Below are 13,080 nucleotides of genomic sequence, written 5' to 3'. Positions count from 1 at the left end.
ATTCAGTGTAATGGGTAATGAAATTATTTCTTTGTGCGGTTCGTTTTCGCGCTATCAGGTTTTTTCATTCCTTCGCCCAGATAAAACCCAGGGTGCGGAGGCTGGTTGTACGCTGAATTTTGCCAGGCGATCGCTAACCGGTATTGTGGGTCATGCATAAGCGTCGGCATCCGGTTTTTCGAAGGAATTGTAGTCGTGAAAATCCTTAACTCCGTATTATCGGTTGTTCGCCAGATGACTTCTTCCCGCCAGTCGCCCAGGATATCCGCACTTAATGCCGGGGTGGATTTTGTGCCGTTGTTACTCATACAGCCCGTTGCTGTAAACAGGTTTTTAGTCGTATTGGTTGTGTAGTCCCATTTGTCGATGTGGTTTCCGTCCAGTAATTCTCTCGTCAAATCCGCATCCCACCAGATGGCAAAATTCGTAGACGAAGGTTTTGCGGCAGCTATTTCTTCTCCCTTGCTGTTATATAATCCGCCCACTGCTCCCCAGTATTCATACCCCTTATGTCTAGGGTCTATATCCGACGCCATGCAGCGTCCAACGTCTTTATTTTGGCCGTCAACGCCCCATAACGTTTTTCCTGTTCTTGCATCACGCAGTTCCAGACCGTATTTTCCATATTTTTTTGGCTCCTCATAACTCTGCCAGATTTCCAGGCCAGGATGGTCCGGATCTGTATCCGACATGTGCTGCGCATCTCCATGTCCGAGTCCGCTTGCATACAGGCCTTTCCCGTCATCATCGATCACACTGGCACCGTTGATAACTTCGTCTTTTCCGTCGCCGTCCACATCACCGATGCTCATATTATGGTTTCCCTGACCTGCATACGTGTTGTTACCTGCTTCGTTGCTGTCGAAACTCCATCGATGGGTGAGTTTTCCATCCCGCCAGTCCCAGGCAACCCTGACCAGCCGTGTATAATACCCCCGACCCATAATCAGGCTCGGTCTTTTGCCGTCAAGATAAGCGACTGCTGAAACGTACCGATCGATCCGGTTTCCATAGTTATCACCCCAGGCCTCCTTCATTTCATCCAGGGTCGGATTATCTCCTTTTGCAGGATGACGTTGCGGGTAAAACGCCTCGGTTGCAAGTGCCTTTCCACTGATTCCCTCAAAGATTGTCAGATATTCCGAACTAGAAAGAATATATCCTTCCCGGTTTCGATAGTCTGAATCGACGTTGCCTATGATTTTTCCGGTTCCGTCTTTTGTGCCATCGGCTGTTTTACAGGCGATTTCGGCTCTGCCGTCTCCGTCAAAATCATACACCATAAACTGCGTGTAGTGAGCTCCTGCTCTTATATTTTTGCCCAAATCAATCCGCCACAGATGTTTGCCGGATATTTTGTACGCATCCAGAAAAACGTTTCCTGTATAACCACGCTGTGAATTGTCCTTGGCATTGCTGGGGTCCCATTTGAGGATGATTTCATATTCCCCGTCGCCATCCAGATCGCCTGCGCTGGCGTCGTTGGCGTTATAGGTATAATCTTTACCATCCGGCGTTTTGCCTCCCTGAGGGATATTCAAAGCGATTTTTAGATACGATTGACTGGTAGTCGAAACCATTTCCGACTCTTTTTGCTCTTTGCCATGCGTCAGCGTTTTTAAAATATAAGGTTCACCGGACGGGTTATGATCTACGAAATTGGTTGTGTGAATGATCGGAGATTGATTCACTTTTTTATTTCCCCGGTAGAGGTTAAAGGCAATATCCGCCCGGTCTGTACCAAATAAACGCCAGCCAATGTAAACGCTGTTCGAGTCGGTTTTAACCGCCACCAGGCCTCGGTTGAGTTTTTCCATTTGCCGTTGACCAAAGGAAATACTGGTTATGAGCAGAAAGAAAATGCCGAAATGAATCTGTACTTTTTTCATAAATAATAGGACGCGCCTGGTCAGGGCGTAAAATTACTTAGCCGTTTTGCGGAACCTTCCTGTTCTTACCTGTATTTGAAGTAGTGGTTGAAAATGTAAGATTCAGTTATCTCTCGGCTCTTTTACCAACTCTGGTTTCTCAATGTGTTCGTCTGGACAGGTATTTATCATAGATAGATCCCTTCTTTCCCAGATATTGTTCTGCATCCCCTTTATTGCCATGCAAGGTTTTTAAAGCCTGATAAACATTCGGGAACCGGTCGTAAGGTACAGGTTTAAAATCTGTTTTTCCTGGGAAAATACTTTTGACAAAGATATTATCACGCAATAAATGCGAACTGAATCCGATCTGTATGCAAGCAGCCATGACAAGAGGCACTAAGGCAACAATAAAGAAACGTGACTTAGGCATGTTCCGGTCTTTTATCAACGGGCCTATGCCGCTTAATATTCCGAGGATAATGATGACAAAAAAGGGAATCTGTCCTCTGTAAAACCAGTCGTTATTGAGTCCAATACGGAAAAATGAGCTAAAAATAAACAGGCAAAACAGCGCGTGAATGAACCAGGCTGGAAGCCAGACAGCTTTCTTTTGTGTTAACCGGAGTAAATAATAAAACAAAACCCAGTCAATCAGAAATGCTATAAAGTAGAAAATACTCATTCTTAATCCGTCTTCATATTCCCATAAAAGGCCATTCAATGGTGTATTTTGAGAAGAACTCAGGAAAATCAAAGTTGGTACCACCAGCATCCCCGGCAGCCAGTATGTTACGATTGCTTCCCGGTTAAAAATGTGCATAAAAGACTCTTCGAAAAAGTATTTCCGGATAAAAAGAACGGAGAAGATTAGTATGAGACAAATGGCCGGAAATATTGCCCAGACGAAGGTAAGTGTCAGTAAAAAGAAAGTATCCTGTGTTCTTTTTCTGTTAAATGTGTCATCTAACAAAATACAGCTTACAATAATAACCGGAATTAGCTGATTTGTTACCCAGGAGGATTGTTCAAACATAGCCCGTAAAACGGGCATGTAAAATGGAGATACGATGAAAAGTGTTTTTTTTAGCGTGTAAAGGATCACATGTCCTATTCCTCTGATCCACAGAAAAGAGAACAACAGCCATTTGTTTTTATGCAGCAAATGGTATACCCAGCAAACCGCAAGAAAATATCCTAGTAATGACCATAAAAAGAGTGCTGAGGGAAGAAGTTCATGAGCGGATTTTGAAATGATTGCAGGAACAAGAAAGTAGCCAAAATAATAACAGGAAAACCGGTCAATTTCCGCAAAATAATTCGGCCACGGATTCTTATACAAATCATAAAATTTGGCGTTGTGTGCCCAGAAGTCACTCGTCTGCTCACTGAGGCCGCCGACACCCGTAAATACAGTCCAGATCAGTGCGAAAGCAAGTAGAAATACAAGCTCTTTGATCTGGATCGTGTCACTTTTTTCACTTTTTCGCAATTCGAGATATAGCAAAAAACTGTATCCGGTTATCAAAAGCAGTGAATAGGGGTATCTGAACCAGCCGTAACAGAATAGCAGATTTGGTACTAGTAAATAACCAATACTTGCTTTACGGAGTGTTGAAATTGACATAGCGTGTGTTCCGTAAAATTTGCTTCAATTTTTATCTGTTTTTGGTGCAAGATGCAATTCGTAAAATGAGTTTTTCTGTCCCAGATACTGCTCGGCATCTCCCCGGTCCTGATACATTTTTTTCATCAGCAGATATACGTTCGGGAAGCGGTCATATGGCATAGGTTTAAATGACGTGGCAGAGGGAAACAGTGTTTTAACAATGATATTGTCTCTTAAGAGATGAACATATGCACTCAACTGGATAAACATCATAATTACAATCAGTAAAGATAAAGATCTGTTAAGCCAGCCAGCCGGGAGTAACTTTTCTTCTACACAGTCATAAGCACCTCTGATGAGTACAATAACCAGGATAATAAATATAGGGATTTGTGTACGATAAAACCAGTCATTATGAAACCCGACTCGGTAAAGTGAAAATACGAATAAAGTCGTGAGCAAGGATGCCGTGAACCAGAATGGAATAAGTTTTTCCCGGTGTTTCAGCGAGCGAATCAATAAAAAGTAAACAACGAGATCGATCATGATCCCGGTAAAATGATAAAAACTGATTTTGAAAGGATCTCCGAATTGCCAGAGAAGTCCTTTTACAGTTGTTTGATTCGCAGAAAGAAAATATCCCAAGGTTGGTAAAAGGAGGATAGCGGGCAGGATGAAACTAGCCAGCGAAGACCAGTTGCACAGAGTCATATAATTTTGCTTGATGATGAAGTGTCTTACCCAAACAATCAGGTAAATAATAGAAAGTGAAATCGAAGGAAAAACGCTCCAGATAAAGACCAGTGTAATTGGAAACCAGATTTCTTTAAATTCTTTTCTTACAAAGACGTCGTGAATGAGTATACAGGTAACGATTAATGTTCCCAGGAACTGGTTTGGTGCATAGCTCGACTGTTGGACGATGCCATTGATAACCGGTCGGTATAGCGGAATATTCATAATATGACTTTTTTGCAGCGCCAGACATAATACATAACCGATGCCCCTAAACCACAGAAAAGCAAACAAACCCACCTTTTTTCTCCCTATTAAAAGGTAGACCCAGGAGAAACCCAGGAAATATCCCAATACACTCCAAAAATAAATAAATGAGGGGCTGAGGTCACCGGTAATTTTACCAAGAAACGATGGTACGAGATAATACCCAAAGTAGTAACAGGCATAGCGCCCCACTTCTGGAAAATACGTAGGCCAGGGATTTTTGTATAAATCATAAAACTTAGCGTTATGGGCAAAAAAATCACTTTTTTGATCGCTTAAACCACCTGCTCCTGAAAAAAATGTCCATACGATCGCAAACAACAACGTGAAAAATAAGTCTTTGGCAGGTAAAAAATCCGGCTCATTTTTCTTTTTCAGTTCTCTTATTAACAAGAAAATAAAACCTGCTATTAAAATTCCTGAGTAGGGTTGGCGAAACCACCCAAAGGAAAATAGTAAATTGGGGATCAGAATGTATGTAAGACTTAATTTACGAAGTAGTGTGATTTTCATTAACAGCGACGATTTTGGAGCTGACTTTTAACCCTTGCTTAGCTTGACTATTTTACTTTTCATCAATACCCCATCAAATCCAAATCAAAAGTCTCTATCATCTCAACGCGTTTGCCCATTTTCTTTTGAATGATTTTCCAGTGGTGTGCTTCTTCCGGCGTTATCAGTGAAATCGCTTCGCCGGTTGACTCTGCGCGTCCGGTACGGCCGATGCGGTGGATGTAATCTTTTGGTGAGCGCGGCAATTCAAAATTGATCACGTGCGGTAAAAACTGAATGTCAATACCTCTTGATACAAGATCGGTTGCCACCATAACGGTCAGCTTGCCGGATTTAAATTTATTTAAAACTTCCGTTCTTGCACCCTGACTCTTTTTACTGTGCATGGCGGCGGCCTGAATACCATTTTTAACCAGTTTTACAACCAGGTTATCAGCCGTTCTGGTAGATGAAACGAAAACAAGTACCTGCTTCATTTCGCCTTGTTTGATCAGGTAGCGCAGTAAGGGGCCTTTTCTTTCCGGGTCAACGAAATATCCGCTTTGTTTGATCAGATCCAGATTTTGCTCTTCTTCGGTGATTTCGATTGTCACCGGATTTTTAAGCGTGCTTTTATTGATCTTGTCTACTTCTTCTCCGAGCGTCGCTGAGAAAAGAATACTCTGCCGTTTTTTGGGAAGAAGAAAAAGGATATCCTTCATTTCTTCGGCAAAGCCAAGATTAAGCATCTTGTCGGCCTCATCCAGAACCAGAATTTGGGTTTCAGAAATATTAAGGGCTTTATGAGATAATAAGTCGATGAGCCTGCCTGGTGTCGCGATCAGGATTTCAACACCCTGTAAAGCAATCATCTGCGGATTGATTGACACCCCGCCATACACCGCCAGGCTTTTTACCTTTCGTGGCAGTTTTTCTCCGAATGTTTGAAAAACCACGCCAATCTGCACGGCAAGTTCCCGGGTTGGTACCAGTACAAGGGCCGTGATATACCTGTTTTTCGGAGCACTTTTGGACTGAAACATTTCCAGAATCGGCAACACAAAACTTGCTGTTTTTCCCGAACCTGTTTTAGCGATTCCCAAAATATCTTTCCCTTCCAAAATGGCCGGAATTGCCTCCTGCTGAATCGGATAAGGTTGAGTATAATTTTGTTCTGCTATGGTTTTTAATAAAGGTTCGGATAAACCAAGTTTTTGAAAAGACATATGATTCTGTACTGTTATGATAAAATGACCATTTGGTCGCTGCAAATATACCAATTAGCGGGCTATCATGTTTCGGTAACATGGAAAACCATGTTATTCGTCATTAAATCCGGCCTGAATTGACCACGAACGAATGTAAAAGAAGAAATAAATTATTTGACAGACTTTTTATTCCCCTTTGCAATATGGTATTAAATCGTAGAGAATTTTTAGAGAAAACGGGGCTCGCTGCCCTTCAGCTGGGATTGATCAGTCAGCTGCCTTTGTCTTCCTGGGCAGAGGCTGCGCCAAACACCGGATTGCCTCGCAGTACTCCCGAATTGCAGGGCGTTGGTTCAGCAGGAATTTTTGATTTTGTGAATGCAATCGAAAGTAAAAAACTGAACTTGCACAGCCTTATCGTGGTCAGGCATGGAAAAATCGTGGCAGAGGGCTGGTGGGGACCTTATGCGCCGGATCTGAAACATACACTTTATTCTTTGAGTAAAAGTTTTACTTCAACGGCAATCGGATTGGCGGTGGCTGAGGGGAAATTAAAGGTGGAAGATAAAGTCGTTTCGTTTTTTCCAAAGGATGCGCCCGCGACAATCAGCCCAAATCTGGCGGCGATGCGGGTGAAAGACTTGTTAACGATGTCAACCGGGCATGACAAAGATAGTACGCCATCCCTGCGAAACGCTCAGGAAACAAATTGGGTCAAGAGTTTTCTGGCATTGCCTGTTGAACATGAGCCCGGAACATTTTTCGTTTACAACAGCGGCGCCACCTATATGCTCTCCGCAATTATCCAGAAGCTGACGGGTGAAACCGTGCTTAATTATCTGACACCCAGACTTTTTAAACCGTTGAATATCGTGGGGGTGGATTGGGAAGTAGACCCGAATGGCATCAATACCGGTGGCTGGGGACTTCGCCTAAAAACAGAGGATATCGCAAAATTTGGGCAGTTGCTGATCCAGAAAGGTGTGTGGAATGGTAAACGCTTGGTATCCGAAGATTGGATTAAAGACGCCAGCAGTGCGCAGGTAGAATCCAAGGGCGGCTCCCGCAAGAAAGAGGAAAATGATTGGTTGCAGGGTTATGGCTATCAGTTTTGGCGTTGCCGGCATGACGGATTTCGGGGAGATGGTGCCTACGGGCAGTACTGCGTCGTTTTGCCAAAAGAAGATCTGGTTGTAGCGATCACAAGTGAGACTGCCGATATGCAGGGAATTTTGGATCAGGTGTGGGATCATATTTTACCTGCGGTCAGGAATGCTCCAATTCCTGCGGATAAAACGGCGCAAAATCAGTTAAAACAAAAATTGTCGACACTGGCACTGGTAATTCAAAAAGGAAAACCGGCGTCGCCCACCGCCGCGACGGTGAATGGCAAAAATTTTGCAATTGGAGAAAACGCGTTATCGGTTACCAATGTTTCGCTGTCTTTCAGGGATGACGGCTGCGATTTCAAAATCAAGGACAATAAGGGAGAGCACCTGGTCAGCTGCGGAATCAATAAATGGAAATATGGGATTACGGATATCAATACCTTACCTCTGAAATTGACACAGACCATTATCCCGGGTGAAACGCAAACCAAAATTGCGGCCAGCGGTGCATGGACAGACGATAACACCTTCGAGATGACCTGGCGATTTATTGAAACAGCCCATTATGAGGTCGTGAAATGCCGTTTTAACCAGGGAGATATTGAAACTGAATTTGTGAGAAGCCTGGCTATTTTAGGAAACACCAAAGACGCACGCCCGATTTTAAAAGGAAAACTGGTAAGTTGAATTAGTGAACGGGTAATAAATTCATCTAAAACAATCTGGCATTATTATTTAAAAAAGAGAGCATCGGTCATCACGACTGATGCTCTCTTTGCTATTAACGGAACGGATTATGCAAGAAATAAAACGGATTGTGGGTTATGCGCTCGTTGGAACCATGTTATTCAGTTGTAGTAATAACGGTAAAAAGGAGGTTGAAGAAAGTGGTGCCGATACGGTTCGGACCGAAGTTAAAACTGCGGTGGATAGCCTTAGCCTGCCTGCGCCATTTGCGACAGAATCAGCGGAGAAACGTCCTGATGTCGCCGGATGGAAGGAGGGGCAGAAACCAAAAGCACCAGCCGGATTTGTCGTGACCAGGTATGCAGACAAGCTTGATAACCCGCGCTGGTCCTATGTGGCACCCAATGGCGATGTCTTCGTGGCTGAATCAGGAACGAAAAAAAGCGCAGACAGGATAACACTTTTAAGGGATGTGAACAAAGATGGTGTTCCTGAAATGCGGGAAATCTTCATCGAGAAATTAAAACAGCCGTTGGGTATGCTGGTACTGAAAAATTATTTCTATGTGGCCAATACGAATGGGATCGTGCGTTATTCTTATAAAACCGGTGATACGAAAATCACAGGAAAGGGGCAGCAGATTCTGGAACTTCCGGCGGGAGGTTACAATAATCACTGGACGAGAAATATTTTACCCAATGCAGACGGATCCAAGATTTATGTTTCTGTGGGTTCAGGAAGTAATGTCGCTGAGCATGGGATGGAAAATGAGAAACGAAGGGCAAATATCCTGGAAATTAATCCGGACGGGACTGGTGAAAGGATTTATGCCAGTGGATTACGAAACCCGGTGGGTATGGGTTGGGCGCCTGGCACAAATGTTTTATGGACTGCTGTGAATGAGCGAGATAAACTGGGTGACGAACTGGTTCCGGATTATCTGACCAGTGTCAGGGAAGGCGGATTTTACGGCTGGCCCTATTCGTATTTCGGGCAGCATCCTGATCCGAGAATGAAGGGTGAAGGAAAGGAGCTGGTGGCAAAGGCGATTGTTCCGGATGTGCCGCTTGGTGCCCATACAGCATCGCTGGGACTGGCCTTTTACAACAAGAAGAAATTTCCTGAAAAGTATCATCAGGGTGTTTTTATCGGCCAGCACGGATCCTGGAACAGATCGAAGATATCAGGATATAAGGTAGTTTTCGTTCCGTTTAAAAATGGGAAACCAGCTGGTAAACCGGAAGATTTTTTAACCGGTTTTATAGAAAGTGAAGATAAGGTCTATGGTCGTCCGGTTGGGATTGCCGTCCTGGATGATGGTTCACTACTCGTCAATGACGATGCCGGCAATACGATATGGCGTGTGAGCGTTCAATAAAAAAATTAGCGATGGGAGATAAAATAAGGTGCCTGATTCTGTTGGATCAGGCTTTTTTGCAATGCAGTTGTTTTTTCGGGTCAGGTTAATTGTTTGTGAAATAAATATTTTCTGTGAAAAACTTGCAGAATAATACCGAATGGTATATTTTTGTATCGATCATTACAAAAAGGGAATACGCTTGCTGAGGGTACCTGTTTTGATTCAATATTTTTTTAGAATAGAATATACCGATTGGTATTAAAATAAACTTAAAGATGAAAACGACAAATAATACAGTTTTGGTTACCGGTGGTAGTGCTGGTATTGGTTTTGAAATCGCTAAGATTTTATCAGAAAAAGGTAACAAAGTGATCATCACCGGCAGAAATCCTGAACGATTGAATCAGGCTGTGGCCAAATTACCGAACGTTACGGGAATCGCCTGTGACGTGACCTCCGATGCAGATGTGGACCAGCTTGTAAAAACTTTAACCACTGACTTTCCAGAGCTTAACATCATCGTTAACAATGCGGGCAAGGCCTATCTTGTCGATTTAACTGAAAATTCGAACGTTTTTCAGAAAGCAGGCGAGGAAATGCTGACCAATTATCTTTCCATTATCCGTATCAATGAAAAATTGCTTTCACTGATAGGAGTAAAGCAGCAGTCGGCGATTGTTAATGTTTCCAGCATCGTAGCTTTTGTGCCAAATCACAGAATGGCGACGTATGGGGCGAGCAAAGCGGCACTGCACTCGTACACACAATCGTTGCGAATCGCGCTCTCTAAAACAACAGGTACCAGAGTTTTTGAATTAATGCCTCCGTTGGTCAATACCGATTTCTCAGAAGAAATTGGCGGAGCAAACGGCATCCCGCCGGTTGTAGTGGCAGAAGATCTATTGAACGCGCTGGAAAATGATATTTATGAAATCCACGTAGGCAGAACAGCCGATATCTATAAATTATCACTGGCTTCCCCAGCTGATGCTTTGCAGGCCATGAATCCGGCCTGAGTATTTTTATTAAAGAAGTCAACAAAAGGGCTCGCCCCGTGTTGACTTCTTTAAAAATATGCTATTTATCGGCTGAAATCGTATTATCTACCAAAGTGGACAGAATTTCTACCACGCCATTTTCATCGTTGCTTTTGGCGATAAAACGGGCAACACTTTTGATATCTTCATGTGCATTTGCCATCGCATAGGAGTAATATCCTTTCTGAAGCATTTCCAGATCATTGAAATAGTCTCCGAAAACCATAGTCTGTTCAAAGGAAACGCCAAATTTGGCCTGAAGTACTTCCATTGCTTCTCCCTTGTTGGCCTGTTTGTGAGAAATATCCAGCCAGATCGGTCCGGACACTTTCACTTGCAAGGTATCCTGCAAATGTTTGTAATGCGGATAACTATTGCCTTCAGAGCCGGCCAGGTCGCATAACGTAAATTTCAAAAACTCATCATCTTCCACTTTCAGCAGATCTTCAACGATCTCGTATCGTTCGAAATAAAGCTTAAGGTGATCAATAAATTCGGGTTCTGCACTTTCCACGTAAGCTTTTTTCTTACCGCAAATGACGGCATACGTACCACCAATGTTTCGCGCTTTAACGATAAGTTCTCTCACGATTTGCTGGTCCATGGCTTGCACATGTATTTCTTCGTCCCGAAAAACCACATAACTTCCATTTTCAGCCGCAAAAATGACCTCATCTTTGACTTCATCCAATGTCTTCAGCAAATTGTAATACTGCCTCCCGCTGGCTGCCACGAAAATGATTCCCTGATCCTTTAATTTTCTGAAAACAGGCAAAAAAGAATCGCTTAACTCATGCTTCGAATTGAGAAGCGTACCGTCCATATCGGTTGCAACCAGCTTAATATCTGACATTTTAATGTATTTACTGAATCAATATTTATACAAAGAACGCTCAGTCTGGTTAAAAAGTAACAGACTTTGAGAAAAATTTGTGTTGGTTAGACACTTAAAATTTCATTGACGCTTTTGAATCCAGTAATTTTTACGTAATGAAGAAGAATTGGGTTTAACAAAAATGAATTAATCTGTTGAAATAGTATAATGTTAAAACGTTTTTAGCAATTTTTCAAAGTCCTGTTTTATTCCCTCAGCATACCCCAATGATAATCCGCGCAAAAATAGGATTATTGTAAACAAACCTAAAAATGAGAACCAGGTTTCCAGTTGAAGCCAAAATTCAAAAGGTTTTTTGAGGAGAGTTATAAATAAAAGTAGCATTATGAAAATACCAATGACGCAAATCAGCAAGGACGTTAGTTGAGAATTGTTTTTGTATATTATTTTTGTTGATTTGGCGTTTATAGCTTCTATCGTAGCAATATGACTTTTAGATATTGCCCCACCGGTTGTATAAATACCCCAGTTTTGTGCTACAAAAAATTGAGTTTTGTCTACATTGGTAAACTTACCATACAGTCTAATTTGAGTATCCATTGTACTATTCCAAAAGCTGCGATTAAAAAATGTATCAAGTTTGCTTTGAACAACCTCAAAAGGTAATTCTAAGACATATTCATGCTTTTCTTGTACGAGTATCTTGGATAGCTTGTCTTTAAGGTTCATTTTTTGGAGAATCCTGAGACCCGAAGCTAAAAAAATTACTGTTATTAGTTTCAATGGATAGGAAATATTTCTAAATCCAAGACCTCACCACTTATCCAGCCCCAGCAATTTTCTTCCCAATTCCGATAACTCCGCCGTTTCATACTTTGTTTTCTCCCAATTTCTGGGATCGCCCGGGAAAGCGTATCCTTCGGGGGCCTGCCTTTCCTTCCATGAATGAATGCGCCACTGGCGAAGTGCTTCGTCGTCTTCCTGAGCCGGCATCATGGCAATGTATTGCGCCATCCGGACTTTGTCCTGGCTACGGTTTGGCCGTATACCATGCGGCTGCGAACTGTTGAAAATTAACAGGTCACCGGCACTCATTTTTACTTTCACCAGGTCAAAACCTGTGGTATCCGGCTGAAAATGGTTGCGATCCTCGGGCTGAGTCAGTTTCCAGGTATCATACGTCCTGAACAATTCCGGAATACATTGAAAACCGCCCATATTTTCGTCATCCTGATCGGCGAGAGCCAAAACGCCCTGTACATTTTGCGGTTTTGTTTCGGGATCATAATCCCAATGGATGAAACCTTTGTAGTCAAATCCGGGTCTTAGAGGCAGGTTAAGGTTGGCACGGTCAATGGTCACCCATAATTTTTCAGTACCCCAAATATCGGTGAAAGCTTCGTGCACTTTTGGAAACTGACGGTTATCCCACAGATACTGATGGTTGTAAACTTCCACCATGCCGGTGTTGGTGAGCTCTTTCATTTTCATCTCAGCACGTGGCGGCGTGTACCAGGTTTCGGGATCGTTCGGATTTTTTTCTTCAAATTCCCAAAGAAAATCTGCCAGTTTTTTCACCTGCTCTTTTGGGACAGCATCCTTAATGACAATATAACCATTCGTGATCCAGAACTGCCAATCTTCTTCACTCAGCAGGCGCAAAGGTTTGCCATTGCTTCGGTCATTCAGTTTCACGTTACTGGATTTTGCCGTCGACGGATTGCCGGGAATATCTTTATGCGCGCTGGTTGGCGCCATCGTGGGAGTCATCGTCTGATGTGTCATGGGATATAATATTTTTACGTGATTTAATATGACAAAGCTACTTTGTTTGCAAGGGTGATATCAACCGCCACAATAACCACTATTTGCT

At 42.8% G+C, this 13,080-nt stretch carries 10 protein-coding genes; 3 read left to right on the top strand and 7 right to left on the bottom strand.

Features of this window, described 5'->3' with window-relative positions; all coding sequences use genetic code 11:
- Positions 1–23: 23 nt before the first annotated feature.
- The 4 genes from M1L62_RS04435 to M1L62_RS04420 form a co-directional block, all read right to left on the bottom strand.
- The gene (locus tag M1L62_RS04435; RefSeq protein ID WP_305882357.1) at positions 24–1,889 is read right to left on the bottom strand and encodes a rhamnogalacturonan lyase; all 1,866 of its coding nucleotides are present in this window, start codon (positions 1,887–1,889) and stop codon (positions 24–26) included.
- Between the two features lie 139 nt (positions 1,890–2,028).
- Positions 2,029–3,495: a hypothetical protein gene (locus M1L62_RS04430; protein ID WP_254411797.1), complete on the bottom strand. Its 1,467-nt coding sequence runs from the start codon at positions 3,493–3,495 to the stop codon at positions 2,029–2,031.
- Between the two features lie 24 nt (positions 3,496–3,519).
- On the bottom strand, positions 3,520–4,992 hold the full coding sequence (locus M1L62_RS04425; protein ID WP_254411796.1) for a hypothetical protein: 1,473 nt from the start codon (positions 4,990–4,992) through the stop codon (positions 3,520–3,522).
- A 62-nt stretch (positions 4,993–5,054) separates the two neighbouring features.
- Positions 5,055–6,197 (bottom strand): DEAD/DEAH box helicase, encoded by a 1,143-nt coding sequence (locus tag M1L62_RS04420; protein WP_254411795.1) that lies wholly within the window; start codon positions 6,195–6,197, stop codon positions 5,055–5,057.
- Between the two features lie 185 nt (positions 6,198–6,382).
- Between M1L62_RS04420 and M1L62_RS04415 the strand changes: the two genes are divergently transcribed.
- The 3 genes from M1L62_RS04415 to M1L62_RS04405 all read left to right on the top strand — a co-directional run bounded on the left by M1L62_RS04415 (position 6,383) and on the right by M1L62_RS04405 (position 10,351).
- On the top strand, positions 6,383–7,975 hold the full coding sequence (locus M1L62_RS04415) for a serine hydrolase domain-containing protein (RefSeq protein ID WP_254411794.1): 1,593 nt from the start codon (positions 6,383–6,385) through the stop codon (positions 7,973–7,975).
- Between the two features lie 109 nt (positions 7,976–8,084).
- Positions 8,085–9,353, top strand: a complete 1,269-nt coding sequence (locus M1L62_RS04410; protein WP_254411793.1) for a PQQ-dependent sugar dehydrogenase — start codon at positions 8,085–8,087, stop codon at positions 9,351–9,353.
- Positions 9,354–9,610: 257 nt separating this feature from the next.
- Positions 9,611–10,351 carry an SDR family oxidoreductase gene (locus tag M1L62_RS04405; RefSeq protein ID WP_254411792.1) on the top strand — a complete coding sequence of 247 codons (741 nt, stop codon included), beginning with the start codon at positions 9,611–9,613 and terminating at the stop codon, positions 10,349–10,351.
- Between the two features lie 61 nt (positions 10,352–10,412).
- Here M1L62_RS04405 and M1L62_RS04400 read toward each other — a convergent pair whose 3' ends face one another.
- From M1L62_RS04400 to M1L62_RS04390, 3 genes are all read right to left on the bottom strand, one after another.
- Positions 10,413–11,225, bottom strand: coding sequence for an HAD family hydrolase (locus M1L62_RS04400; protein ID WP_254411791.1), 813 nt, complete (start codon positions 11,223–11,225; stop codon positions 10,413–10,415).
- A 192-nt stretch (positions 11,226–11,417) separates the two neighbouring features.
- The gene (locus tag M1L62_RS04395; RefSeq protein WP_254411790.1) at positions 11,418–11,936 is read right to left on the bottom strand and encodes a hypothetical protein; all 519 of its coding nucleotides are present in this window, start codon (positions 11,934–11,936) and stop codon (positions 11,418–11,420) included.
- 84 nt (positions 11,937–12,020) lie between these two features.
- On the bottom strand, positions 12,021–12,992 hold the full coding sequence (locus tag M1L62_RS04390; protein ID WP_254411789.1) for a phytanoyl-CoA dioxygenase family protein: 972 nt from the start codon (positions 12,990–12,992) through the stop codon (positions 12,021–12,023).
- Positions 12,993–13,080 lie beyond the last annotated feature (88 nt).

The organism is Dyadobacter diqingensis, from assembly GCF_024220585.1.
Lineage (GTDB): Bacteria > Bacteroidota > Bacteroidia > Cytophagales > Spirosomataceae > Dyadobacter > Dyadobacter diqingensis.
The sequence above is the reverse complement of the archived record's forward strand: the minus strand, read 5'-3'. Positions and strand labels throughout refer to the sequence as shown.

Excerpts from the sequence above, each read along its gene's own strand:
- M1L62_RS04410 (WP_254411793.1), top strand. The coding sequence starts at position 8,085 with ATGCAAGAAATAAAACGGATTGTGGGTTATGCGCTCGTTGGAACCATG.
- M1L62_RS04390 (WP_254411789.1), bottom strand. The coding sequence starts at position 12,992 with ATGACACATCAGACGATGACTCCCACGATGGCGCCAACCAGCGCGCAT.
- M1L62_RS04430 (WP_254411797.1), bottom strand. The coding sequence starts at position 3,495 with ATGTCAATTTCAACACTCCGTAAAGCAAGTATTGGTTATTTACTAGTA.
- M1L62_RS04415 (WP_254411794.1), top strand. The coding sequence starts at position 6,383 with ATGGTATTAAATCGTAGAGAATTTTTAGAGAAAACGGGGCTCGCTGCC.
- M1L62_RS04435 (WP_305882357.1), bottom strand. The coding sequence starts at position 1,889 with ATGAAAAAAGTACAGATTCATTTCGGCATTTTCTTTCTGCTCATAACC.
- M1L62_RS04400 (WP_254411791.1), bottom strand. The coding sequence starts at position 11,225 with ATGTCAGATATTAAGCTGGTTGCAACCGATATGGACGGTACGCTTCTC.
- M1L62_RS04405 (WP_254411792.1), top strand. The coding sequence starts at position 9,611 with ATGAAAACGACAAATAATACAGTTTTGGTTACCGGTGGTAGTGCTGGT.
- M1L62_RS04395 (WP_254411790.1), bottom strand. The coding sequence starts at position 11,936 with ATGAACCTTAAAGACAAGCTATCCAAGATACTCGTACAAGAAAAGCAT.
- M1L62_RS04425 (WP_254411796.1), bottom strand. The coding sequence starts at position 4,992 with ATGAAAATCACACTACTTCGTAAATTAAGTCTTACATACATTCTGATC.
- M1L62_RS04420 (WP_254411795.1), bottom strand. The coding sequence starts at position 6,197 with ATGTCTTTTCAAAAACTTGGTTTATCCGAACCTTTATTAAAAACCATA.